A 24,548-nucleotide genomic window follows, 5' to 3' on the forward strand; every position below is an offset into this window, starting at 1 on the left:
GGAGAACCCGATGTTCAGCGGAATACTCACCACGCTCCTGACGCCCTTCGATGGCGCGGAAATCGACGAGAACGCCTTCGCCGCGCTCGCGGACTGGCAGGTCGCCCTGGGGGTCGACGGGCTGGTGACCGGCACCATCGCCGGCGAGGGGCCCACGCTCTCGCCCGCCGAGCGCTACCGCCTCGCCCGCGTCGCCGTCGAGGTGTCCGGCCGGCGCGTGCCGGTGCTGGCGGCGACGGGCACCAACTGCACGGCCACGACGATCGAGCTGACGCGCGCCGCGCGCACCGCCGGCGCGTCGGCCGCCATCCTGGTGACGCCCTATTACAACAAGCCCTCGCAGGAGGGCATCTTCCGGCATGTCGAGGCGGTCGCGCGGGCCGTCGACCTGCCGCTGATCGTCGAGAACGCGCCGACGCGCACCAACCTCGTCCTCGCGCCGTCGACGATCGAGCGGCTGGCGCGTCTGCCGTCGGTCGTCGGGTTCATCGACGCGGCGGTCGATCCGCAGCAATTGCGGGACAATGCCGCCGCCTGCGGCGACCGGCTGGTGCCGCTCGCCCCGCGCGAAGGCATCGCTATGGTCGGCCACACGATGCGCGGATGCCTGTCGGTCGCGGCGAATGTCGCGCCCTCGCTGTGCCGCGCCGCCTGGGATGGCGCCGGCGTCTGCGCGTACACCGATCCGGACGCGCCGGCCGCCCGGCTGCGCCAGCTCTACCGCGCGCTGGATATGGAACCCGAGCCGATCGCGGCGAAATATGCCGCCTCGCTGCTGTGGCCGGGCTTCGCCCCCCGGTTGCGGCTGCCGCTGACCTCGGCCCGCGAGGAAACCTGCGCGCAGGTGCGCGTGACGCTTGCCCGCCTCGCCGGCGTCCTCGACGCGGTGCCGCCCGATGCCGCCGAGAGCGATCCGGCGCGGGCCGGCCGCCGCGCGGCCTCCATCAGCGCGCCGCTGGCTGCCGGCCTGCCGGTATCGCTGCCATGAAAGCCTTCGTCTGGAGCTCCCTCATGACCCGTCCCACATCCCGCCATGTCCATGGACGGGCCGTCATCGCGCGACTCGCGGCCACGCTCGGCCTGGTCTTCGCCGCGGCGTTGCTGCTCTCCTGGATCGGCCGGAGCTGAGGGGATGCCGCACGTTCCCGGTTCCCGGAAATCCCGCCATCCCGGCGACCTGCAATTTCGGGCCGCATGCTCTAGAAGGGAGGCCGGGAACTGGGGTCTCTTGCATGATCGACATCGCGACGCGCGTCTACAACCACACCTGGAAGATCGATCCGATCGTGCGTTCCGTGCTCGATACCGACTTCTACAAGCTGCTGATGGCGCAGACGATCTACCGGCGGCATTTCCATACCCGCGTCACCTTCGGCATCATCAACCGCACCCGAAGCGTGCGCATCGCCGATTTCGTCGACGAGGGGGAACTGCGCGAGCAGCTCGACCATGTGCGCACGCTGTCGCTGACGCGCGGAGAGTCGACCTGGCTGCGCGGCAACATGTTCTACGGCAAGCGGCAGATGTTCTCGCCCGACTTCATCGCCTGGTTCGAGAATTTCCGCTTCCCCGCCTATCACCTGGAAAAGCGCGACGGCCAGTACGAGCTGACCTTCGAGGGACCGTGGATCGAGACCACCATGTGGGAGATCCCGGCGCTCGCCGTCATCAACGAGCTGCGTTCGCGCGCCGTGCTGCGCAGCATGGGCCGTTTCGAGCTGCAGGTGCTCTATGCCCGCGCGATGACGCGGGTCTGGGAGAAGGTCGAACGGCTCAAGGCGCTCGGCGGCGCCAGCGTGGCGGATTTCGGCACGCGCCGCCGCCACGGCTTCCTGTGGCAGGACTGGTGCGTGCAGGCGGTGATGGAGGGGCTGGGCGAACGCTTCCTGGGCACCTCCAACTGCCTCATCGCCATGCGCCGCGAGGTCGAGGCGACCGGCACCAACGCCCACGAACTGCCGATGGTCTATGCCGCTCTCGCCGAGACCGACGCGGAGCTGGCGCAGGCGCCCTACAAGGTGCTCGCCGACTGGCAGAAGGACTATGAGGGCAATCTCCTGGTCCTGCTGCCCGACACGTTCGGCACGACGCATTTCCTGGAGAACGCTCCGGACTGGGTCGCCGGCTGGACCGGCATCCGCATCGACAGCAAGGAGCCGATCGAGGGCGGCGAGGAGGCCATCGGCTGGTGGCGCGCGCGCGGGCAGGACCCGACGCAGAAGCTCGCCATCTTCTCCGACGCGCTCGACATCGACGACATCGCCCGCATCTACCGGCATTTCCGCGGACGCATGCGCATGGGCTTCGGCTGGGGCACCCTGCTCACCAATGATTTCCGCGGCTTCGCCCCGGAGGGACGGCTCGACCCCATCTCGATCGTCTGCAAGGTGATCTCGGCGGACGGCCGCCCGACCGTCAAGCTGTCCGACAACCCGACCAAGGCGATGGGTCCGCCCGAAGAGGTCGCCCGCTATCGGCGAATCTTCGGTGCGGCGGACCAGCCGGCGAGGGCGGTGCTGGTGTAGGGGCGGCGGGCCTGCGTTCGCCAACTCTTTGTAGGCATTGAAATAAATTGATGTGCTCGGCCCGCTCCGGGGCCAAGAGTTGCCGCATTCTTTGTTCATAAGGAAATTTCCGGCCTGTGGCTTTCTTGCATCAAGTGGCCACTTGTCGGTAGTGTGTCACCCGTCGCATTCGAAAACGGGTTACGGAACTCGGCCGAACGCCTCTGCAGGCGCCGGCCCGAACGGACTGGAAGCAACGCATGCGAAGTGGTCAGCAACGCGCCAACGACCCGGCCGCCAGTGTCTCAGGATGCTGCCGGCGCAAGTCCCGTGCCGATGCCGACGCCTTTCCGGTGGTTGTATCCCCCGTCCGTTGCCTCCATCCCGTAGCGTAGAGTCCCCGCGCCATGCCAACCTCATCGCAAGAGCCGCGCGGAACTGGGCTCTCCTCTTCGCTCGTGACCGATTTCCGGGCGATCCTCAATTCCCTCGAGCAGGAAAAGGCGACGCGGCCGGCCGATCCGTCCGACGCCCCGGTGGCCGGGGACGGGCCGGCGCCCGGCACGCCCCTGCGTGCGCCGCTGGCCTCGGCCGCCGCCCGCCCGTCGCGTCCCGCCGGTCTCGGAGAGGCAGCCTCGCCGCGTTCCCTGGGCGAGGTGCGCGAGCGCATCGCGGCGCTGGGCGATGTCAGCGACATACTGAGCAAACGCGCCTCGGCCGGTCCCGCGGCGAAGGCGCCGCCCGGCGCCGGCGCGGCGGCGGATGCCGGTCTGGCGCGTCGCCGCGGTTTCGGCACCGCGCCGCGTGCGCCGGGCGAGGCGGACGCACGGCGCAAACGCGGCGCGTCGACGGACGTCATCACCTGGCAGCGCATGGGCGTGCTCGCCGTCTTCATGGCGGTGGTCGGCGGCGGCGCCATGCTGCTGCAGTCGCTGGCCGCACGCGAGGAAGCGAAGGTCGCGCCGGAAGTCATCGGCAATGCCGCCGTTGCCAGCGTCGCGCCCTCGACGCCGATGCCGGTAGTCACGGCGGTCGGTTCCGTCGCGCCGGCGGCGCCGGTTCGCGACGTCGCGGAGGCTCCCGCACCGACACCCACCGCCTCGTCCGCGCTGGCGGCCAGCCTGCCGCCCGTCCTGCGCGATGTCGCGCCTCCCTTCGACGCGACCTCCGAACCGGTCGCCGTGACCGCCTTCGCCGCACCGACGCCGCCGCCGGTGGTGGAGACCGCGGCGGCTGCCGAGACCGCGCCGCCCGCCGCCGAGACCGCGGCGGTATCCCTGCCGAAGGAGGCCCCGCTGCCGCCGCCGCGCGCACCGGAGCGTCAGGTGGCGGCCGCCTCGCCCACCGCTCCGGCCGAGGCCGCCGAGTCGTCCGAGGCGACGGGCGAGGGCATGGATGAGGGTGAGTCGCATGCGGGCTTCGGCGGCGAGCCGGTCGGCACCGTCGTCACGCGTCGCCCCGTGACCATGCGCGCGGCGCCGAAGAAGGGCGCGGCGGCCATCGGCAACCTGCCGGCGGGCCAGAAGGTCGACCTCGTGGCCTGTCACCAGTGGTGCGAGGTCATCGTCGAAGGCAAGCGCGGCTTCATCTACAAGAGCTTCGTCGACCCGAGCAGCATGTCGAACGCCGAGGGCGCGAAGGAAAGCGCCGCCGCCGCCGAGTGACGGACGTCGGTAACACGTTGAAGCAATTATTGAAGCTTTTGGCCGGGCTTTGGGAATCCCCCTCCCTCGCCACACCCCGAGGCGCGTGTTAGACCCCGGGCGACGAATTGAGACTGAAGGATAATCGAATGGTTCAGGGCCCGAGCGGGGCGGAGAAGCCCGTTCGCGTCGGCGTCGTCGGCGTCGGCATCATGGGTTACAACCATGCCCGTGTGCTCACCGATCTGCCGGGCGCCGAGCTGGTTGGCATCGCTGATCCCGATGCGGGCCAGCGCGAGAAGGTCGCGGCCCTGCTCGGTTGCACGGCAGTGGCGAGCCTGGAGGAACTGGTCGCGCGTGGCGCCGAAGCGTTCGTCATCTCCGCGCCGACCCATCTGCACCATGATGTCGCGCTCGCCGCCATCGACCTCGGCATGCATGTACTGGTCGAGAAGCCGATCGCTCCGAGCGTCGTCGAGGCCGAGGCGATCGTCGCCGCCGCCCGCGCCAAGGGCGTGGCGCTCATGGTCGGCCATGTCGAGCGCTTCAATCCGGCGGTCGAGGCGGTGAAGAGCGCCATTCGCGGCGAGGAAATCCTCTCCATCGGCATCACCCGCGTCGGACCGTTCCCGCCGCGCATGTCGAATGTCGGCGTGGTGATCGACCTCGCCGTGCACGACATCGACCTGATCTGCCACCTGACCGGCTCGCACATCACCGAGGTGCAGCCGCAGGTGAAGGCGGCGGTGGCGGAGCGCGAGGACATCGCGCTGCTGCAGTTCCGCACCGCCAACGGCGTGCTGGCGCACATCAACACCAACTGGCTGACGCCCTTCAAGGCGCGCACCGTGCATGTCGCGACGCGCAAGAAGTATGTGATCGGCGATCTCCTGACCCGTCAGGTCACCGAGTATTTCGACTACAAGCCGGATGGCAGCTACTCGATGCGCCATCTCCCCGTCGCCTATGGCGAGCCGCTGCGTCTCGAGCTGACGCGCTTCGTCGAGGCGGTGCGCGGCGAGGGTGTTCCGGCCGTCACCGGCGAGGACGGCGTCGCCGCCATCGCCACCGCCATGCGCTGCTTGGCGTCCCTTGAACCGACGTCCGCCGATCCGGTGCCGCTGCGCGCCTCCGCCGCCGGCTGAGAGGAAGATCGATGAATTCGCACGTGAAGACCGAGCTGGCGCCGATTCCCTTCATCGACGTGGCGGCGCAGCGCGCGCGCCTCGGCTCGCGCATCGACGCGGCGGTCGGCCGGGTGCTCGACCATTGCCGCTTCATCAACGGGCCGGAGGTCGTCGAGTTCGAGCGCCAGCTCGCGGACTTCGCCGGTGCCCGGCATGCGGTGTCCTGCTCCAGCGGCACGGACGCGCTCGCCATGATCCTCATGGCCTGGGGCGTGAAGCCCGGCGACGCGGTGTTCTGCCCGGCCTTCACCTTCTGCGCCACCGCCGAGGTGGTGCCGTGGGTCGGCGCGACGCCGGTCTTCGTCGATATCCTCGAAGACACCTTCAACATGGACCCGGCGAGCCTCGAAGCGGCGATCGCGGTGGCGAAGCAGAAGGGGCTCACCCCGCGCGTCGTCGTCCCGGTCGACCTGTTCGGCCAGCCGGCCGACATGGACGCCATCGGCGCCATCGCCGAGGCGCATGGCCTCAAGGTGCTGTGCGATACGGCGCAGGGCTTCGGCGGCACCTGGAACGGCCAGCGCACCGGCTCGTTCGGCGACGCCACCGCCACCAGCTTCTTCCCCGCCAAGCCGCTCGGCTGCTTCGGCGACGGCGGCGCGGTGCTGACCGACGACGACGACCTCGTGCCGGTGCTCAAGAGCGTGCGCGAGCACGGCCAGGGCGTCGACAAATACGAGAACGTGCGCATCGGCATGACCGGCCGGCTCGACACCATCCAGGCCGCCATCCTGCTGGAAAAGCTGACCATCTTCGAGGACGAGATCGCCGCCCGCCAGCGCGCCGCCGAGCGCTACAACGAGGCGCTGAAGGATGTCTGCGTGGTGCCGGCGGTGGACCCGCGCGCGAGCTCGGTCTGGGCGCAGTACACGATCCGCCTGCCGCACGGCGTGCGCGACGGCCTCGCGAGCGCCCTGCAGAAGGAAGGCGTGCCGACCGCCGTCTATTACCGCATCCCGATGCACCGCCAGCCCGCCTATGCGCATTATCCCGCCGCCGGCAACGGCCTGCCGGTGTGCGAGCGGCTCGCGGGCGAGGTCATCAGCCTGCCGATCCACGGCTATCTCGACGCGGCGAGCCAGGACCGCGTCATCGGCGCGGTGCGCCGCGCGCTCGGCGCCTGAGCACGGCGGCGCACGGCACACCCGGGCTGGCGGGGCGGCGGCGGGACGGCTAGCTTTCCCGCCGGTGCGTGATTCCGCGCACCCGAGCCTCGCGGTCCCTTTGGCGATACATGATACGCAGCATCTTCACCGTCGGCGGCTGGACGCTGCTTTCGCGCCTGACGGGCTTCGCGCGCGACATCACCATGGCGGCCATTCTCGGCGCCGGCCCGATCGCCGATGCCTTCTACATCGCCTTCCGGCTTCCCAACCATTTCCGCGCCATCTTCGCCGAAGGCGCCTTCAACACCGCCTTCATCCCGGCCTATGCGCGGGTGAAGACGGTCGAGGGCGATACGCGCGCGCGGCATTTCGCCAACGGCATCCTCACTGCGGTGGTGCTGGTGCAGCTCGCCATCCTCGCCCTCGCGCTGACGGCCACCGGCTGGGTGGTGGCGACGCTGGCGCCGGGCCTGTCGGGCGATCCGGAACGCTTCGCGCTCACCGTCGACTTCACCCGCATCACCTTTCCCTATCTCGGCCTGATCGCGGTGGTGACCCTGGTCGGCGGGGTGCTCAACGCCAATGACCGCTTCTGGGCGGCGGCCGCCGCCTCGATCCTGCTCAATGTCGCGATGGTCGGAACGCTCAGCGTCGCCGGGCTGTTTCCCACCGCCGGGCACGCGGCGGCGTGGGGCGTGCTCATCTCCGGTTTCCTGCAGCTTGCCCTTCTGGTCTTCGACGCCGAGCGGCACGGGCTCGGCGTGCGCTTCGGCCGGCCGCGCCTTGATCCGGAGATGCGCGCCTTCCTGATCGCGCTGGGGCCGGCCATCATCGGTTCGGCGGGCACGCAACTCGCCTTCTTCGCCGATACGATCATCGCCTCGTTTCTTCCTCAGGGGGCGATCGCGGCGCTGTTCTACGCCGACCGCATCAACCAGCTTCCCATCGGCGTGGTCGGCATCGCCGCCGGCATCGTGCTGCTGCCGGAGATGTCGCGGCGGATCGCGGCGGAGGATTTCGACGGCGCGCGCTACGCGCAGTCGCGGGCGATCGAGTTGACCCTGCTGCTGGTGCTGCCCTTCCTCGCCGCGGCGCTGACGATCCCGGAGATCATCATGCGCGGGCTGTTCCTGCGCGGCGCGTTCACCGGCGAGGCCGCCGCCGCCGCCGGCGCGACGCTCGCCGCCTATGGCATCGGCCTCGCGCCCTTCGTGGTGGTGCGCGCCTTCATGTCGCCCTTCTATGCGCGCGGCGACACGCGCACGCCGGTGATGGCCACGCTCGGCGCGGCGAGCATCAACATCCTGCTTAAGGTGCTGCTGATGGACAGCCTTGCCCAGGTGGGCCTCGCCTTCGCGACCTCGGTGGGCGGCTGGCTCACCGTCACCCTCTTGGCCTTCCTGGCATGGCGGCGCGGCTATGAATGCGGCGACGCGCAATTGCTGCGCATCCTGCCCCGGCTGGCGCTGATCGCCGCCGCCGTCGCGGCCGCGCTGTTCGCCGCCGCGACCTTCGCCGGGCCGTGGGTGGCCGGCCTCGCGCATGGGCGCGACGAGGCGCTGCTGGCCTTGTGCATCGCGGCGGGAGGGGCCGTCTACGGCGCGCTGGTGCTGCTTTTTCTGGGACCGCGCTACCTGCGCGCGCTGCTGCGCGGACGCCCGGGGCCGGCACCGCGCTGACAAGTTTTATTGCTTACGCGGTGCAGCAAAATTGTGCTAGTTGCCAGCGGCGCATGCATCCCGAGGCGGGGCGGGGCATGTTGAAATGACTCCGGGCGGATGCCCTGAAGCCGCCTTGAATGCCCATCTCGGAGACGGATGCATGAACACCGCGTTGTCGCGTCTTTCCCTCGCCGCGCTCACGCTGGCCGCTCTCGCGCTGGCCGGGTGCTCCGACCAGAAGCAGGCGCCGCAGGCTCCGCCGCCCCCGAGCGTCACGGTCGCCAAGCCGACCACGCGCATGATCACGGATTTCGACGACTATGTCGGCCGCTTCGAGGCGGTCGATCTGGTGAACGTTTATGCCCGCGTGTCCGGCTATCTCGAGAAGATCGCCTTCACCGACGGTCAGCTGGTGAAGCAGGGCGACCTGCTGTTCTCCATCGACAAGCGTCCGTTCCAGGTGGCGCTCGATCAGGCGCAGGCCAATCTCGCCCGCACCCAGGCCGATCTCGATTTCGCGCAGTCGGACCTGCAGCGCGCCCAGACGCTGATCGACGACAAGACCTCGAACGCCATCTCCAAGCAGGCCTACGACCAGCGCCTGCAGAGCGAGCGTTCCGCCCGCGCCAGTTTCGCTGCGGCTCAGGCGGCGGTGCAGGCCGCCAAGCTCGACGTCGAGTTCACCGAGCTGCGCTCGCCCGTCACCGGCCGCATCGGCGACCGCCGGGTCTCCGTCGGCAACCTCGTCACCGGCGGCTCGGGCGGCACCAACACCAACACGCTGCTCGCCACCATCGTCTCGCTGGACCCGATCTATTTCGAGTTCACTTATGACGAGGCCTCGTTCCTGCGCTACCAGCGCATGTCCAAGGAACTGGGCGACGAGGGGCAGTCCATCCCGGTCAAGCTGCAGCTCATCGACGAGAAGGGCTTCACCCACAAGGGAACGCTGGACTTCGTCGACAACCGGATCAGCGAGGAGACCGGCACCATTCGCGGCCGCGCCACGGTCGCCAATCCCGACGGGATCTTCACGCCGGGCATGTTCGGCCGCATCGAGGTGCCGTCCTCGGCGCCCTACGAGGCGCTGCTGGTGCCCGACGTCGCCATCGGCACCGAGCAGACCCGCAAATTCGTCTATGTGATGGAGCCGGGCGACAAGCCGCAGGCGCCGAAGATGAAGTACGTCACCCTCGGCCGCGTCTATGACGGTCAGCGGGTGATCGTCAGCGGCATCGCGAAGGATGACCTCGTGGTGGTCAACGGGCTGATGCGCATCCGTCCGGGTGCGCAGGTGGTGGGCAAGCCGGCCCCGCCGGCCCCTCCTGCCGCCGGCACGGCGACCGACGGAACCGCGGCGACCGGCACCCCCGCCAAGACGCCGGCGAACTGAGCGCGGAGCTGGCCTGATGAAGATTTCACACTTCTTTATCGACCGCCCGATCTTCGCCTCGGTGGTTTCCATCGTGGTGATGATCCTGGGCGCGGTCGCCTATGTGTCGCTGCCGGTCGCGCAATATCCCGACATCGCGCCGCCGGTGGTCAATGTCACCGGCCAGTATCCGGGCGCGAGCGCCGAGACGGTCGCCGACACCGTGGTCGCGCCCATCGAGCAGCAGATCAACGGCGTGGAGGGGATGCTCTACATCTCCTCCAACTCGACGGCGGACGGGCGCTTCTCCATCGCCGTCACCTTCGACATCGGCACCGATCTCGACATCGCGCAGGTGCAGGTGCAGAACCGCGTCGCAACCGCGACGCCGCGCCTGCCGCAGGAAGTGCAGCAGATCGGCGTGACGGTCGCCAAGTCGTCGCCCGACATCCTGATGGTGGTGAGCCTGTTCTCGCCCGACGACACGCGCGACTCGCTGTTCATCTCCAACTACGCCAACCTGCAGATCAAGGATCAGCTCCAGCGCGTGCCGGGCGTCGGCTCGATCACCGTGTTCGGCTCGCGCGACTATGCCATGCAGGTCTGGCTCGACCCGACCAAGCTGCAGGCGCTGAACCTGACCGCGACGGACGTGACCGCCGCGCTTCAGGCGCAGAACCTGCAGGTCGCCTCGGGCGTGCTGAATGCCCCGCCGGTGCCCGAGCAGCTTGCCTTCCAGGTCGCGGTGCGCACGCTCGGGCGCCTGTCGACGCCGGAGGAGTTCGGCAACATCGTCGTGCGCGAGAGCGGCACCGCCGTGGTGCGCCTGCGCGACGTCGCGCGCATCGACATCGAGGCGCAGGACAATTCCTCGATCTCCTATTTCGACTCCAAGCCCTCCGTGGCGCTCGGCATCTTCCAGCTTCCGGGCTCGAACGCGCTGGCGACCGGCGAGGCGATCGAGGCCGCGATCAAGGAGATCGCCAAGGGCTTCCCTCCGGGCATCGCCTATTCGACCGCCTACAACCCGACGCAGTTCATCGCCGAGTCGGTGCGCGCGGTGCAGGACACCATCCTGGAAGCGGTGGTGCTGGTCGTGATCGTGGTGTTGCTGTTCCTGCAGACCTGGCGCGCGGCGATCATTCCGATCCTCGCCATTCCGGTCTCGCTGATCGGCACCTTCTTCGTCATGAGCCTGTTCGGCTTCTCGCTGAACAACCTCTCGCTGTTCGGCCTGGTGCTGGCCATCGGCATCGTGGTCGACGACGCCATCGTCGTGGTGGAGAGCGTGGAGCACAACATCTCCACCGGTCTCAGCCCGCGCGATGCCGCCTACAAGACCATGGACGAGGTCGGCGGCGCGCTGGTGGCGATCTCGCTGGTGCTGGCGTCGGTGTTCATCCCGTCCGCCTTCATCACCGGCATCTCCGGCGAGTTCTACCGCCAGTTCGCCCTGACCATCGCCGGCTCGACGCTGATCTCGCTGCTGGTGTCGCTGACGCTGTCGCCGGCGATGTGCGCGCTGCTGCTGAAGCCGCACAAGGGGCCCGACCACAAGCCGGCCTGGTATGCGCGGCCGATCACCGGCTTCTTCCACTATTTCAACAAGGGCTTCGACGGCCTCTCGCGCGGCTATGGCTGGCTCACGAGCCGGCTGGTGCGCATCGCGGTGGTGGTGCTGCTGGTCTATCTCGGCATTCTCGCCGGTGGCTTCCAGATCTTCCGCTCGACGCCGCAGGGCTTCATCCCGGCGCAGGATCGCGGCTATCTCATCGTCGCGGCCCAGCTGCCCGGCGGCGCCGCGCTGGCGCGCACCAACGAGGTGATGACCAAGGCGGCGAAGGGCGTGCTGGCGACGCCGGGCGTGGCGCATGTGGTCAACATCGTCGGCTTCTCCGGCGCGACGTTCACCAACGCGCCGAATGCCGGCGCCATGTTCGTCATCCTCGCCCCCGCCGCCGAGCGCGCCGCCCATCCCGAGCAGTCGGCGGCGGCGATCCAGGGCATCCTCTTCGGCAAGCTCGCCTCGGTCGAGGAAGCGCAGATGATCGTCGTCATGCCGCCGCCGGTGGCGGGCATCGGCAATGCCGGCGGCTATCGCATGATGATCGAGGATCGCGGCGGGCGCGGCTATGAGGCGCTGCAGGGCGCGGTCTACGCCATGATGGGCCGGGCCAACCAGACGCCGGGGCTCAAGCAGGTCTATTCGCTGTTCGAGACCTCGACGCCGCAGCTCTTCCTCGACATCGACCGCACCAAGGCGCAGCTGCTCGGCGTCAACATCGCCGACGTCTTCGCCACGCTGCAGACCTATATCGGCTCGTCCTATGTCAACGACTTCAACCTGTTCGGCCGCACCTACCGCGTGCAGGCGCAGGCCGACGCGCCCTACCGCCTGACGCCGGACGACCTGCTGCGGCTCCGGGTGAAGAACGCCAGCGGCCAGACCGTGCCGCTCGGCTCCTTCACCACCGTGCGCGACATTTCCGGTCCGTACCGCGTGCCGCGCTACAACCTCTATCCGGCGGCCGAGCTCGACGGCGACACCATGCCCGGCACCTCGCAGGGGCAGGCGATCCAGATAATGCAGCAGCTCGCCGCCGAGACGCTGCCGGACGGCTTCGCCTTCGAGTGGACGGCGCTGGCCTATCAGCAGGTGCGTGCCGGCAACACGGCGGTCTTCGCCTTCGCGCTGGGCGTGGTGTTCGTCTTCCTCGTGCTGGCGGCGCAGTACGAGAGCCTGACGCTGCCGCTCGCGGTCATTCTCATCGTGCCGATGTGTCTGATCGCGGCGGTGGTCGGCATCCAGCTGCGCGGGCAGGACAACAACATCCTCAGCCAGGTGGGATTCATCGTGCTCATCGGCCTGGCGGCGAAGAACGCGATCCTGATCGTGGAATTCGCCAAGCAGCTCGAGGATCGCGGCGAGGACCGCTTCACCGCCGCCACCCACGCCGCGCAGCTCCGCCTGCGGCCGATCATCATGACCTCGCTCGCCTTCATCTTCGGCGTGGTGCCGCTGGTGATCGCCAAGGGCGCCGGCGCCGAACTGCGGCAGGCGCTGGGCACGGCGGTGTTCTCCGGCATGATCGGCGTGACCGTTTTCGGCCTGCTGTTCACGCCGACCTTCTATGTGATCTGCCGCTGGCTCGCCGGGTTCGGCGAGCGCCGCCGCGCCCGCAAGCAGGCGGCGGCGGCCGCGCCGCACTGACGGCGCCGCCTCGGGCGGTTTCAGGCGAACCGAAGACCCCAGCCCCGCAGCCTCGTGCTGCGGGGCTTTTCGTTGCGGGAATCGTGCGCTCACGATCCCGCGCGGGAGGCGGCCTTTCCCGACCCCGCCGCGGCGGGGATCGATGAACGGCGGAGCGTCAGCCCTGGGAGCGGGACCGGTGAGGCACGGGACCGGTGAGGCGTGGGATGGCGGGGAGGAGGGCAGTCGTCCGGCTGCCGGTGTTCCACGTCCGGCTGCCGGTGCTCCACTCGCTGGGCGGCAGCTTTGGCCGTCGTCTGCGCCGTCACGCACACTACGCCACCCTGGCGCCGCGCCGCCTTGCGCCAACGCCGTCTCGCACCCACGCCGCCTCGCTCAGGGGGCGTCGTTAGGCACCGGTCCCTGCTTCGCCCACGCCGCCAGCGAGCGCGCATCAGCAAACAAAAACCCCCGCGCGAGGCGGGGGCTTTCGTGTCGGTCGTCGCAGCGCCCCGGGGCGCGGCCGGTCAGTCGAAGCGGCCGGCTGCGTGGGCGAGCAGGGTGTAGACCTTGCCCGTGTCCGAGGTCAGGTAGGTCTTGGTCATCGCCTGGCCGCGCTCGTCGCGCGAGACCTGTTCGAGCAGGCGCTCGAACTCGCCGATATAGCGGTCGACCGTGTCGCGGAATTCGAGGTCGCGGCGGTACTTGCGGCGGATTTCCTCGAAGGTCTGCTGGCCCTGCATCGTGTAGAGGCGCCGGGTGAAGACGTTGCGCTCACCCTTCTTGTAGCGCTCCCACAGGTCGACGGCCGCCTCGTGGTCGATCATCCGGGCGATGTCGACGGAGAGCGAGTCGAGCGACTCGATGGTGTGGTGCACCGGCCGCTCGGGCTGGCTCTGGCGGTTGTCGAAGCCACGCTGGTTGCCGCGCGGCGAGGAACCGCCGATGGCGGGGCCACCGGCCGAGGGGCCGCCGTCGCCGTCCGAGGCGCGCGCCAGCAGCTCGGAGAGCCAGCCGCCCTTGTCGGTGGCGCCGCGCTCCGGTTGAGCGGGCGCCGGGCGACGGGCGTTGCCGGCATTGCCGCCGATGCCCGTGTTGCGCGGGGCCTCGAAATAGGACGGCGAGCTGGAGCGGGCCGGTTCGGCGCGCGGCGCGGCCGGCTGGCTGCGGGTGATGGCGGCCGGCACCGACGGTGCGATGGATGCGGCCGGAGCCACCGGCGCCGGGGCGATCGGAGCGGGGGCGCGCATCCGCGAGCCGTTGTCGACGTCGAGGGTGCGGCCGTGGCGCGAGACGATCTCGTTGAGCTCGGCCAGCGCCTTGATCTGCTCGGCGACGGTGCGGCGCATGGCCGAGGCGTTCGCCTCGGTCTCCTCGGGCAGCTCCATGATGCCGCGCTTGAGCTCCTCGCGGGTGGTCTCCAGCAGGCGCTGGATGTCCGCAACCGAGGCGCGCAGCGCCTGGGCGGCGCCGGAGAAGCCCTGATTGGCCTGGCGCATCAGCGAGTCGACCTCGCGGACCGCCTGCCCGTAGGTCTCGTGCAGCGAGGCGACGGTACGCGCACGCTCGGCCTCGGTGGTCGAGCGGATCTCCTCCTGCTGGCGCACCAGCGCCTCGGTGGAGCTGCTGGCGGTGGTGAGGATCGACTTGGAGATGTCGGCCACGCGCTCCTCGGCGCGGCTGAAGGTGCCCTCGATCGCGCCGGTGTACTGGGCGAGGCGGGCGTCGAGGTCGGCGGTGCGCTCATTGACCTGCTGGGCGAGCGCGATCAGCGCGTCGTGACGGCCGCCGAGCGTGTCGTCGAGATTCTCGTGCGCGTTGCCGAGGGCGGTCGCCACATGGGTGATGAGGCCGGCCTGCTCGCTGAACGACTGGCTGAGCTTGGCGACGTCCTGCAGCACGTCGGTCGAGACCGAGCGCAGGTCGCGGATCTGCTCGTCCATGCGGGTCGAGGCGAGGCGGCTGGCTTCCTCCACATTGGTGACGGTGCCGCGGAACGCGCTGAGGCGCTCGGAGATGGTCTTCTCGATCTCCGCGAGGTTGCCGACCGAGCTGGCCAGCACGTCCTGAAGCTGGACATTGACCTCGCCCAGCCGCTCGAGCAGGCCGGTCACGTCGCCCTGCAGGGCTTCGTTGGTGGCGGCGATCTCGGCGACGGCCGAGCGGCCGCTCTCCGCGATGGCGGCGATCAGGCCGCTGCCGCGGTCTTCCAGCGAGGCGGCGAACTCGTCGGCGAGGCGGGTGAATTCCTCCGAGGCGACGCCGGTGGCCTGGCGGGCGCTCGCCACCAGCTGCGAGCCGCGCCCGTCGATCTCCTCGACCAGGCGGGAGAACTCTTCCGAGGCGACGCCGGCGGCCTGGCGGGCGCTTTCCACGAGCTGCGAGCCGTGCCCGTCGATCTCCAGGACGAGACGGGAGAACTCGCTCGAGGCGGTGCCGGTGGCCTGGCGGGCGCTTTCCACGAGCTGCATGCCGCGGCCGTCGAACTCGTCGACGAGGCGGGAGAACTCGTTGGACGCCAGCTCGGTGGCCTGGCGGGCGCTCTCGACGAACTGCGCGCCACGTCCGTCGAACTCGGTGAGCAGCGAATTGCCGGCCCGGGCGATCTCCTGCGTGACCTGGCCGCCGATCTGCTGCAGCGAGGTCGATACTTCGCCGGTGATCTGCTGCAGCGAGTTGTTGACGTCGCCGCTGACCGCCTGGATCGAGGTGGTGACCTCGCCGCCGACGGCCTGCAGCGAGGCGGAGACCTCGCCGCTGATCTGCTGCAGCGAGGAAACGACCTCGCCGCTCATCTGCATGAGCTGGTCGGCACGGCCGGTGGTGGCGGTCTCGAACGCCGAGACGATGGCGTCCGAGCGCACTTCCAGCGTGTTCAGCAGCTCGTCGCTGGCGCGCATGATGTCGGACACCGCGCCGTTGCGGGTGTTGTCGAGCGCGTTGACGAGGCTCTCGCGGTGATCGTCGATCGCCGAGAGCAGTTCGGTGCTGGCGCGGGAGATCTCGCTGGTGATCGAGATGCTGCGGTCTTCCAGCGCCGTGAGCAGGCCGTTGCCGCGCTCCTCGACGATGCGGGCGATCTCGTCCGTGCGGCTGTCGAACAGCGAGGTGACCTCGCCGGCGCGGTCGACCAGCGTGCGGCTGACATTGTCGACCAGCGTGGTCAGGCTGTTCTCGATCTCCGTCGCCTCGTTGCGAAGCTGGCCGGCGACGGCGCCGATGCGCTGGCCGAGCAGGTCGGCCATCGCCGCGCCGCGCACCTCGACCGAGGTCGCGACATTGTCGATGCGGCCGACGACGGTCTCCTCGAAGTGGCTGACGCGATCGTCGAGCGAGGAGGCGATCTCCTGGGCGCGGGCGGCGAGGGTGCGGTCGGCCTGTTCGATATGCTGCGAGAGCTGCTCGGTGATCGTGCCGGCGCGGTCGTCGAAGAAGCCGCTCAGCATCTCCAGCGAGTGGCTCATCGCCTCGTTGGCCTGGCGGGCGCCTTCCGAGAGGGTCTGGGCGAATTCCACGGTACGGCTGCCGAGGGTCTCGTTGAGGCCTTCGACGCCGCGGTCGAGCACGCCCTCGATATTGGCGATGCGCATGTCGAGCGAGGCGGCGACCTGCTCGGCCTTGGTCGAGACCTGGTCGTCGAAGCCGGACAGGTTGGTGTCGATGGCGCGGGTCACGGCCTCGGCACGGTCGGCGATGCGCTGGACCATGTCGCCGCCCTGGGTCTGCAAGACATGGTCGAAGTCGCGCAAGCCGTCGACGATCTGGCGGCCCAGCGTGGAGCTGTCGGTGGAGATACGGTCGGCGAGCTCGCCGCCGCGCACGGTGACGATGTCCTCGATGTTGCGGAACTGCTGTTCGAGCTGGTCGCGCACGTTCTCGCTGCGCGCGGCAAGGTCGGAGGCGAGGAATTCCGCGGCATCGCGGAACTGCTCGGCGACCCGGACGCCGTTGTCGGCGAGGGTCTGCGCCGCCTCGGCGCCGACATGGGCAAGCTGCTGGGTCAGCGCCTGGCCGCGATAGTCGATGTCCTGCGAGACGCGGCCCGCCGCTTCGGCGAGGGCGTCGTGGATGCCGGTGCCGGCCTGCGAGAGCTGGTGCACGACGCGCTGGCCGGTTTCGCCGAGCAGGCGCTCCAGCTCGGCGCCGCGCACGGCGACGGCGTCATAGATGCGGTTGCCGGTATCGGCGATGCGGTCGGCGAGGTCGTCGCCGCGCACGGTGATGGTATCGGCCACCCGGTTGCCGGTTTCCTCCAGCTTGCGCACGACTTCGCCGCCGCGCACCGAGAGGTCGAGCACCAGCGCGTCGCCGGTGCTCTTCAGCGTCTGGTTGACCTCGCTGGCGCGGATCGCGATCTCGTCGGCGAGGCGCGTGCCGGTGCTGACCAGCGCGTCGGTGATCTCGTCCGAGCGGACCGACAGCGTGCTGGTGAGGTTGTGGGTGGTCGCGGCCAGCTTGTCGCCCATCTCCTCGGTGCGCAGGTTGACCACGTGCGACAGTTCCGAGGCGGTACGCAGCAGCCGGTCGCCGATCTCGTCGGTGCGGTTGGCCAGCGTGTCGGTCAGGTTCTCGGTGATGCCGGACAGCTGGCGGCTGATCTCGTCGGTGCGGCTGGCCAGCGTGTCGGTGAGGTTCTCGGCGACGCCGGACAGGCGACGGCTGATCTCGTCGGTGCGGGTGGCGAGCGTGTTCGAGAGGGTTTCGGTGACGCCGGAGAGCCGCTGGCTGATCTCGTCGGTACGGGTGGCGAGCGTGTCCGAGAGGGTTTCGGTGACGCCGGAGAGCCGCTGGCTGATCTCGTCGGTGCGGGTGGCGAGCGTATCCGAGAGGGTTTCGGTGGCGCCCGAGAGCTGGGTGCTGATCTCGTCGGTGCGGGTGGCGAGGGTGTCGGTGAGGTTGGAGGTGACGCCGGACAGCCGCTTGCTGATGTCGTCGGCCTGCGCCGACAGCGTCGAGATCAGGTGCTCGCTGGCGTCGGACAGGTTGGTGTTGACCTCCGAGCCCGTGGCCTGCAGGCGGTCGATGAGGTCGCCGCCCTTCTCGCTCAGCGCCTCGATGATGGTGTCGCCGACGCGGCCGAGGGCGAGGGTGATGTGCTCGCCCTTGTCCGAAAGCGTATTGGCCACCCGATCGGCGGCCAGCATGACGGTCTCGTTGATGCGCTCGCTGGCGCCGCCGACTTCCTCGGCGAAGGCGTAATGCGACGTCGCGATGGTCTCGCGGATGTGCTCGGTCTGCGTCAGGATGGCATCGCGTTCGAGCTGGAGACGCTCGACGAGCTGGTGCATGCGGCGGTTGTTCTCGTCATAGGCCTGCGCGAGGGCGGCCACCTCGCCGCGCACGAAGGCTTCGGCCTCGCTGGCGCGGGTGACGGCCTGCTCCAGCTCGGCATATTGCATCAGGGGCTCGCCGGGAAGCGGGGCGGCCACCGGCAGGGCCGGGGCGGCGGCGACCGGCGCCGCCGGTGCCGGGCTGGGGGCGGGAGCCGGCGCGGGCTCGGCCAGGCGGATGGCCACCTGCGCCATGGAATGGGCGACGATCCGCATTTCCTGCATGCGGCTGACCATCGCGGCCAGCACGAAGAAGAAGATCGGCGGGACGATGGTCGCCGCGGCGCCGGTGAGCAGGCCGGGGGTGTTGATGATCGACTGCAGGCTGCCGCCCAGTCCGCCGAACTGGCCATAGAGCAGCGCCCCGCCGGCGCCGAGCCAGGCGAGGGAAGCGAAGGTCGCGATGAAATAGGGCGCGGGCGAGGGCCGGCGCTGCAGCGAGGACAGAAGCTGGCCGATGCTCTGGCGGTCGTCATTGGCCGCGCGGCGGCCCTGCTGCGCGGCCGGACGGGAAGCCTCCTGGCGGGCTTCCGGATAGTTTTCGGCGCGCGAAGCCTCGAAGCGGCCGGACTCGAAGCGGGCGGACTCGGAGCGCGGCTCGCCCGACGACAGCGCGGCGGCGGTGCCGAAGGCGGCGGCACCGGCGGCGAGGCCGGCCGAGGCGGCGGTCCGTCCAGAGGTGAAGTCGTCATGCGTGGAGAAGTCGAAGCTCGGCTCGCTGGAGCTGTCGGGAGCGGAGGTTTCGCCGAATTCGGAGGCCGAGAGGTCGAACCCTTCATCGTCGAGCGTCGGCGGCTCGAAGGCGCCGGGCGCTTCCGGATCGCCGAACAGGTCGATGTCGTCGAGATAGAGCGAGGTTTCGGACTCGCTGGCGTCGTTGGAGCCGGCGCGGCTCTCGATGCGCGGGCCGTCCGGCTCGCGGGCAGGCAGCAAGCCGTAGTCGTCATGCGCCTCCTCGTCCGAAGCGGCGTACCCGTCATCGCTCGTGAGGTCGAGACTCAGAGCCTCCTCGATGGCCGACAGTGCGGCCTCCGCGGGATCCAGCTGAACCTTCTTCGTATTCGTCGACATAGGCGCCTGCCTCCGGTCCGTACGCTACTCCGACCGGCTTGCGCCGTCGGGCCGGGGTTTCGCGGAGTTGTGACGCTCCCGTCCACCGGGATAAGTCCGGCACTTGACGAGAGGAACGTCAGTCCCCCGCACTGTTATCCTACGCTCTAGACCATAAAAAATGGAACCGGGGTTAATGCGTCGATTGCAGTTATCGTTAACGGCCTGTTTACCATGCCCGTAAACCTCTGATTCATAGACTCCGCCGCAACCCGCGCAAACACGGAAAACGCGTGCCGGCGGCCGGATGATTCGATGGTGGCCGGTGCCCGCGGCGCGCTGGCATTCCATGCCGCCGGCAGCTATCTAGGGCGGGCTGCCTGTAATCCTTCGAAATCACCGAAATCACATCCCATGCCCAAGATCACCTTCATCGACTCCGCCGGTACCGAGCGCACCGTGGATGCCCAGACGGGCGCCACCGTGATGGAGGCCGCGATCCGCAACGGCGTGCCGGGTATCGACGCTGAATGCGGCGGCGCCTGCGCCTGTGCGACTTGTCACGTCTATGTGGACGAAGCATGGCAGGGCGCGACCGGCGAGCCCGGGCCGATGGAAGAGGACATGCTCGACTTCGCGTCGGACGTGCAGCCCAATTCGCGCCTGTCCTGCCAGATCAAGGTCACCGACGCGCTCGACGGGCTGATCGTCCGCACCCCCGAGCATCAGGGCTGAGGCCCGCTCAGGGCTCCTTCGGCGTCTCGCGGGTGATGAGCCCGGACGCCACGTCGGTCAGTGCCGGTGCCGGCAGGGCGGCGAAGGGCAGGGGACGCGTCACCTCGATGGCGGCGAGGCCGAGCCGGGCGGTGAGCAGCCCGTTCACCACACCCTCGCCCAGCCGCGCCGAGAGCTTGGCGGCGATGCCGTGGCCGACCACCTGCTGGATCAGCGAATCCCCCGCCGCCATGCCGCCGGTGACGGCGAGGTGGGCGACGACCTGCCGGAACAGCCGCACCATGCCCAGCGCGCCGGGCCGTCCGCCATAGAGCAGGGCGAGCTGGCGCACGAGCCCGACCGCCGTCATCAACACGAAGAGGAGGTCCACCGCCGCGCGCGGCGAGACCGCCGTGACGACGGAGACGCGCTTGGCGGCGCTGGAGACCAGCCGCGTCGCTTCCGCGTCGAGCGGCGTCATGAGCTGGCGCTCGGTGAGGCGGATCAGGTCGGCGCCGTCGATGATGGCGTCGAGATGCCCGAGAAGCTCGGTCCGGGCGCGGAACAGGCGCGGCGACGTCGCGGCGATGGCGAGCAGTTCCCTGGTCACCGTCTCGGCCAGGCGCCGGTCGTCCTTCTGCAGCGCCGTCGCCGCCTGCTCGCGCAGATGGTTGAGCGTACGCAGGCGCATCAGCCCGAACGCCTCGCGCGCCAGTATGGCGAGGCTCGCCAGCACCAGCGCCGCGGCGAAACCCAGGCCGACATAGCCGAGCCAGTCGGCGCGGGCGAACAGGTCCTCCACCAGCTTGGTGACGGCCAGCCCCACGCCGAGGCTCACCAGCCCGCCGAGCCCGGTCCAGAACAGCGCGCCCCAGCGCGAGGTCTTCGCCGGCGGCGGGGGCAGCAGGGCGACGTCCTCGCCGGAATCCGCCGGCGCCGGGGTGACGACGACGGCACCGGGCGGCGTGCTTCGCGGGGCGGCATGGCCTTCCTCGGCCAGGACGACGCCGGGGTCGTCGAGCCGGAAGGCCTGCGGGCGGCGAGGGGTGCGGTCGCTCATGGGATCCTATTTCAACCGGTCGCCAAGGAGGAATTCCAGCGCGCGATCGAGACGTATGTGCGGCAGCGGCAAGGCGAGGCCCTCGGCGTTGCGCTCGACCAGCGGCGGGCGGAAGCGCAGGAAGCGGAAATCCCCGCCGGCCGCGTCCGACAGCCCGTTGAAGCCGTGCGCGGGGTCGAACAGCGCCGCCGGGCTCTCCGGCAGGTCGCCGGGAAAGACGGCGGCTTCCGCCAGCCCGTCGAACTGGTCGGCGCCGTGCTGGCCGGCTTCCGGCACGCCGACGATGGCCGGCAGATGCGCCCGCCCGCGCTTCACCATGGCCTCGCGCGTCGCCCGCACGGCGGCCAGCGCGACGACGTCGATGTCGGCCCCTGCACCCTCGGCGCGCGCCAGCGCCCGCTCGACGAGCCGGCGCAGGATCGCCTCCAGCGGGTCGTGGCTGGTGTGGTGCAGGTGGTCGGCCTTGGTGGCGGCGAACAGCACCTTGCCGATGCGGTGGCGGAACAGCGCCGAGAGCCAGGAGTTCCGGCCGGTGCGGAAGGCGGCGAGGATGCCGTCGAGCGCGGCTTCCAGATCGCCCAGCGCGGCAGGGCCGGCATTGAGCGCGGAGAGCACGTCGATCAGCACGATCTGCCGGTCGAGCCGGGCGAAATGGTCGCGGAAGAACGGGCGGACGATGCGGTCCTTATAGGCCTCGAAGCGCCGCGCCATCATGGCGTGCAGCGAGCCGGCGGGTGCCTCGGTCGCCTCCGAGAGGTCGAGCGGGGCGAAGGTGAGGGCGGGCGAGCCTTCCAGATCGCCCGGCATGAGGAAGCGGCCGGGCGGCAGCAGGCTCATCGACACCGTCTCGGCCCGGCAGGCGGCGAGATAGTCGGTGAACAGCGCGGCGAGCCTTCGCGCCGCCGTCTCGTCGGCCGGGGCGGCGGCATCCGTCGCGTGGAGCGCGGCGAGGAACGGCCCGGCGAGCGGGCGGCGGGCCGGCGCACGGGCCAGCGACAGGCTTTTCGCCGCGAAATCGGCATAGGACTGGTCGAGCAGCGGCAGGTCGAGCAGCCACTCGCCGGGATAGTCGACGATGTCGAGGGTGAGGGTGCGCCGGCCCCCGCGCGCCGGGGCGTAGTCGATGGCGAGGCGCAGCTCGCTGATGCGCCGGGTCGAATCCGGCCAGCGCCGCTCGTCGACCAGCGTCGCCAGATGGCCTTCATAGTCGAAGCGCGGCACGCCGTCGTCGGGCTGCGGCTCCAGCCGCGCCGCGGCGATGCGCCCCTCATGCATGGCGCGGAAGACCGGCAGGCGGCCGCCGCGCATCAGCGCGTGGATCAATGCCGTGGTGAACACGGTCTTGCCCGCCCGCGACAGGCCGGTGATGCCGAGGCGCAGCGTCGGGCTGGCCAGTTCCTCGGCGCGGTCGATCAGGGTCTGCGCGGTGAGGCGCGCCTCGTCGATCAGCCATTCGAAGCGGGACGGCACGGCTACTCCCTGTCCTTCTGTACGCCGAGCGCGCGCGGGGTCACGAATCGCTCCAGCGTTCCCGTACCGGGCTGCGCCTGTGCCCAGCGATCGACCGGAAGGTCGATCACGGCGAGCGCGCCGGTCGGGTATTTCGGCAGCACCCTGGCGCGCTGTTCGCGCCGCAGCAGCTGTGCGGCGACCTCCTCCATGCCGGGATTGTGCCCCACCAGCATCAGCGGCGAGACGTCGTCCTGCGCGCGCAGCAGTTCCAGCAGGCGGGCGGCCGGCGCCTCGTAGAGGGCGCGCTCATAGGCCGGTGGCGCATGGGGCGGCCAGTCGCGGGTGGCGACCTCCCAGGTCTCGATGGTCCGCCGTGCCGGCGAGACCAGCGCCCGCGCCGGCAGCAGGCCTTCCGCCGCCATATAGGCGCCCATCGCCGCCGCGCCGCGCAGGCCGCGCGGGGCGAGCGGGCGATCGATATCGGGCACGCCGTCGGGCCAGGCGGACTTGGCATGGCGGAGCAGGATGAGGCGCAGCATGGCGTGGGATCGTCCAGGTGACAGGTTGCCGTCAACATATAGGCATGCCGGCGCCCGGCGCGAGCCGGCCCCGCGCGGCGCTGCCCAAAAGATTGACGTCGCGTTAAGTGACTTTTCAGCAACCACAGGCACGTTATGTTGCTGTAATGAAGCGTGACGTAGTTCACAGGATGGTAGCAATGCGGGCAGTCAGCTGGGCGAGCGTCATGGTCGTCGCGGGGACGATGGGTCTGTCGGCCACGACGGCGTTGGCTGCCGATATCGCGTACCAGACCGATCCGGCCTATGCGAAGGCCGAGGCGGTGGACCGCCAGTGGACGCTGACCCTCGGCGGTTATGCCATGGCGATGCCCAACTGGATGGGCTCGGACGAGTACGAGTTCGGCTTCAAGCCGATCATCAGCATCAGCCGCGCCGACCGTCTGAGCCGCTTCTCCAGCTTCAACGACAATCCCAGCATCGCGCTGTGGGACACCGGCGTGTTCGAGGCCGGTATCGTCGGCAAGCTCGACTGGAAGCGCGATGCCTCCAGCGCCAATGCCCTGCGCGGCATGTCCGATATCGACTATGCCTTCGAGGCCGGCGGCTACGCCCAGTGGTTCCCGGTCGACTGGCTGCGCCTGCGCGGCGAACTGCGCTACGGCTTCGGCGGCTTCGAGGGCGTGGTGGCGGATCTCGCGGTCGACGCGATCCATTTCAGCCCGGAACTGTGGGGCGTCACCATCTCGGCCGGCCCGCGCATGACGCTGGCGAGCTCGGGCTATATCGACACCTATTTCGGCGTCACCCCGGCCGAATCGGTGATGGCCAACGCTCTCGGTAACCCGCTGACGCCCTATCAGGCCGGCGGCGGCATCTATTCGGTGGGCTTCGGCGGCCAGGTTCTCAAGCGTTTCACCGAGAACATCACCGGTTCGGTGTTCGCCGAGTACAAGTATCTGATGGACGATGCGGCGGACAGCCCGCTCGTTGTGCAGAACGGCGACCGCAACCAGTTCCAGGCGGGCGTCTCGCTCTCCTACACTTTCTTCCTGGGTTTCGAATAGTTTCGGCGGCTTCCGGCGTCGGTACCTCGCCCGACGCCCGCCCGGCGCGCACCGCTATTCCTGCATTTGCCTCGTTTCGGCGCGCAAGCTGCTGAAAAATCCGGCATTTTGTGTCGTCTCGATGACGCTGACAGGTGTTGTCTGGGGCGTGGCGTGGCGATATAAGCAGCGCCCGATAGGGGTGCCCCCGGAAAACGAGGACCAAGGCCGATGTCGGTTGAGATCGACCAGGAGTATCGCCCCCGCGAGGACGAGCCTTTCATGAACGAGCGGCAGCGGGAGTATTTCCGCCAGAAGCTGCTGCAGTGGAAGGAAGACATCCTGCGCGAGGCGAAAGAGACGCTGCAGCACCTTCAGGACGAAAACCAGAATCACCCGGACATAGCCGACCGGGCTTCTTCCGAAACGGATCGCGCGATCGAACTCAGGGCCCGCGACCGCCAGCGCAAGCTGATCGCCAAGATCGACGCCGCGCTCGACCGAATCGACGACGGTTCCTACGGCTATTGCGAAGAGACCGGCGAGCCCATTTCGCTGAAGCGGCTCGAGGCCCGGCCGATCGCCACCCTGTCGATCGAGGCGCAGGAGCGGCATGAGCGCCGCGAGCGCGTCTATCGCGACGACTGAGCGGCATCCGCCTCGGAACGTCGGGGAACATGAAGCAAAACGGCGATCCGCAGGGCGGGTCGCCGTT

Annotated in this window: 15 protein-coding genes; 11 read left to right on the top strand and 4 right to left on the bottom strand. The window is 69.6% G+C overall.

Features of this window, described 5'->3' with window-relative positions:
* The first annotated feature begins 10 nt into the window (after positions 1-10).
* The 8 genes from AC1PZ7_RS11100 (at position 11) to AC1PZ7_RS11135 (ending at position 12,684) form a co-directional block, all read left to right on the top strand.
* A complete protein-coding gene (locus tag AC1PZ7_RS11100) occupies positions 11-988 on the top strand; it encodes a dihydrodipicolinate synthase family protein (RefSeq protein WP_482359523.1) in 978 nt (325 codons plus the stop codon).
* Between the two features lie 244 nt (positions 989-1,232).
* Complete coding sequence (pncB, locus tag AC1PZ7_RS11105; RefSeq protein ID WP_482359524.1) at positions 1,233-2,525, top strand: nicotinate phosphoribosyltransferase; 1,293 nt, start codon at positions 1,233-1,235, stop codon at positions 2,523-2,525.
* Between the two features lie 437 nt (positions 2,526-2,962).
* A complete protein-coding gene (locus tag AC1PZ7_RS11110) occupies positions 2,963-4,168 on the top strand; it encodes an SH3 domain-containing protein (RefSeq protein ID WP_482359525.1) in 1,206 nt (401 codons plus the stop codon).
* 128 nt (positions 4,169-4,296) lie between these two features.
* Positions 4,297-5,292, top strand: a complete 996-nt coding sequence (locus tag AC1PZ7_RS11115; RefSeq protein WP_482359526.1) for a Gfo/Idh/MocA family oxidoreductase — start codon at positions 4,297-4,299, stop codon at positions 5,290-5,292.
* Between the two features lie 11 nt (positions 5,293-5,303).
* Complete coding sequence (locus AC1PZ7_RS11120; protein ID WP_482359527.1) at positions 5,304-6,458, top strand: DegT/DnrJ/EryC1/StrS family aminotransferase; 1,155 nt, start codon at positions 5,304-5,306, stop codon at positions 6,456-6,458.
* Between the two features lie 110 nt (positions 6,459-6,568).
* Positions 6,569-8,119, top strand: coding sequence for a murein biosynthesis integral membrane protein MurJ (gene murJ / locus AC1PZ7_RS11125; RefSeq protein ID WP_482359528.1), 1,551 nt, complete (start codon positions 6,569-6,571; stop codon positions 8,117-8,119).
* Between the two features lie 142 nt (positions 8,120-8,261).
* Positions 8,262-9,494: an efflux RND transporter periplasmic adaptor subunit gene (locus AC1PZ7_RS11130; protein ID WP_482359529.1), complete on the top strand. Its 1,233-nt coding sequence runs from the start codon at positions 8,262-8,264 to the stop codon at positions 9,492-9,494.
* Positions 9,495-9,510: 16 nt separating this feature from the next.
* Positions 9,511-12,684 carry an efflux RND transporter permease subunit gene (locus AC1PZ7_RS11135; RefSeq protein WP_482359530.1) on the top strand — a complete coding sequence of 1,058 codons (3,174 nt, stop codon included), beginning with the start codon at positions 9,511-9,513 and terminating at the stop codon, positions 12,682-12,684.
* A 506-nt stretch (positions 12,685-13,190) separates the two neighbouring features.
* Here the strand turns inward: AC1PZ7_RS11135 and AC1PZ7_RS11140 are convergent.
* Positions 13,191-19,064 carry an apolipoprotein A-IV repeat region-like domain-containing protein gene (locus AC1PZ7_RS11140; protein WP_482359531.1) on the bottom strand — a complete coding sequence of 1,958 codons (5,874 nt, stop codon included), beginning with the start codon at positions 19,062-19,064 and terminating at the stop codon, positions 13,191-13,193.
* Between the two features lie 393 nt (positions 19,065-19,457).
* Here AC1PZ7_RS11140 and AC1PZ7_RS11145 point away from each other — a divergent pair, with 393 nt between their 5' ends.
* A complete protein-coding gene (locus AC1PZ7_RS11145) occupies positions 19,458-19,778 on the top strand; it encodes a 2Fe-2S iron-sulfur cluster-binding protein (RefSeq protein ID WP_482355302.1) in 321 nt (106 codons plus the stop codon).
* Between the two features lie 7 nt (positions 19,779-19,785).
* Here AC1PZ7_RS11145 and AC1PZ7_RS11150 read toward each other — a convergent pair whose 3' ends face one another.
* Genes AC1PZ7_RS11150 through AC1PZ7_RS11160 form a run of 3 tightly spaced genes read right to left on the bottom strand, consistent with a single transcriptional unit; the run spans position 19,786 to position 22,808 of the window.
* Positions 19,786-20,817, bottom strand: coding sequence for a YcjF family protein (locus tag AC1PZ7_RS11150; RefSeq protein WP_482355303.1), 1,032 nt, complete (start codon positions 20,815-20,817; stop codon positions 19,786-19,788).
* A 6-nt stretch (positions 20,818-20,823) separates the two neighbouring features.
* The gene (locus tag AC1PZ7_RS11155; protein ID WP_482355304.1) at positions 20,824-22,287 is read right to left on the bottom strand and encodes a YcjX family GTP-binding protein; all 1,464 of its coding nucleotides are present in this window, start codon (positions 22,285-22,287) and stop codon (positions 20,824-20,826) included.
* Positions 22,288-22,289: 2 nt separating this feature from the next.
* Positions 22,290-22,808, bottom strand: a complete 519-nt coding sequence (locus AC1PZ7_RS11160) for a SixA phosphatase family protein (RefSeq protein WP_482355305.1) — start codon at positions 22,806-22,808, stop codon at positions 22,290-22,292.
* A gap of 179 nt (positions 22,809-22,987) precedes the next feature.
* On the opposite strand from AC1PZ7_RS11160, the gene AC1PZ7_RS11165 reads away from it, so the two are divergent.
* Both AC1PZ7_RS11165 and dksA read left to right on the top strand, forming a co-directional pair.
* A complete protein-coding gene (locus tag AC1PZ7_RS11165; protein WP_482355306.1) occupies positions 22,988-23,854 on the top strand; it encodes a MipA/OmpV family protein in 867 nt (288 codons plus the stop codon).
* A 210-nt stretch (positions 23,855-24,064) separates the two neighbouring features.
* The gene (gene dksA, locus AC1PZ7_RS11170) at positions 24,065-24,481 is read left to right on the top strand and encodes an RNA polymerase-binding protein DksA (protein WP_482355307.1); all 417 of its coding nucleotides are present in this window, start codon (positions 24,065-24,067) and stop codon (positions 24,479-24,481) included.
* Positions 24,482-24,548: the final 67 nt, after the last annotated feature.

This window comes from Ancylobacter sp. TW_SC_1, assembly GCF_056836805.1.

What these genes read in the sequence shown, in the direction of transcription:
- AC1PZ7_RS11100 (WP_482359523.1), top strand. Translation starts at nt 11, where the DNA reads ATGTTCAGCGGAATACTCACCACGCTCCTGACGCCCTTCGATGGCGCG.
- pncB (WP_482359524.1), top strand. Translation starts at nt 1,233, where the DNA reads ATGATCGACATCGCGACGCGCGTCTACAACCACACCTGGAAGATCGAT.
- AC1PZ7_RS11115 (WP_482359526.1), top strand. Translation starts at nt 4,297, where the DNA reads ATGGTTCAGGGCCCGAGCGGGGCGGAGAAGCCCGTTCGCGTCGGCGTC.
- AC1PZ7_RS11120 (WP_482359527.1), top strand. Translation starts at nt 5,304, where the DNA reads ATGAATTCGCACGTGAAGACCGAGCTGGCGCCGATTCCCTTCATCGAC.
- murJ (WP_482359528.1), top strand. Translation starts at nt 6,569, where the DNA reads ATGATACGCAGCATCTTCACCGTCGGCGGCTGGACGCTGCTTTCGCGC.
- AC1PZ7_RS11130 (WP_482359529.1), top strand. Translation starts at nt 8,262, where the DNA reads ATGAACACCGCGTTGTCGCGTCTTTCCCTCGCCGCGCTCACGCTGGCC.
- AC1PZ7_RS11135 (WP_482359530.1), top strand. Translation starts at nt 9,511, where the DNA reads ATGAAGATTTCACACTTCTTTATCGACCGCCCGATCTTCGCCTCGGTG.
- AC1PZ7_RS11140 (WP_482359531.1), bottom strand. Translation starts at nt 19,064, where the DNA reads ATGTCGACGAATACGAAGAAGGTTCAGCTGGATCCCGCGGAGGCCGCA.
- AC1PZ7_RS11145 (WP_482355302.1), top strand. Translation starts at nt 19,458, where the DNA reads ATGCCCAAGATCACCTTCATCGACTCCGCCGGTACCGAGCGCACCGTG.
- AC1PZ7_RS11150 (WP_482355303.1), bottom strand. Translation starts at nt 20,817, where the DNA reads ATGAGCGACCGCACCCCTCGCCGCCCGCAGGCCTTCCGGCTCGACGAC.
- AC1PZ7_RS11160 (WP_482355305.1), bottom strand. Translation starts at nt 22,808, where the DNA reads ATGCTGCGCCTCATCCTGCTCCGCCATGCCAAGTCCGCCTGGCCCGAC.
- AC1PZ7_RS11165 (WP_482355306.1), top strand. Translation starts at nt 22,988, where the DNA reads ATGCGGGCAGTCAGCTGGGCGAGCGTCATGGTCGTCGCGGGGACGATG.
- dksA (WP_482355307.1), top strand. Translation starts at nt 24,065, where the DNA reads ATGTCGGTTGAGATCGACCAGGAGTATCGCCCCCGCGAGGACGAGCCT.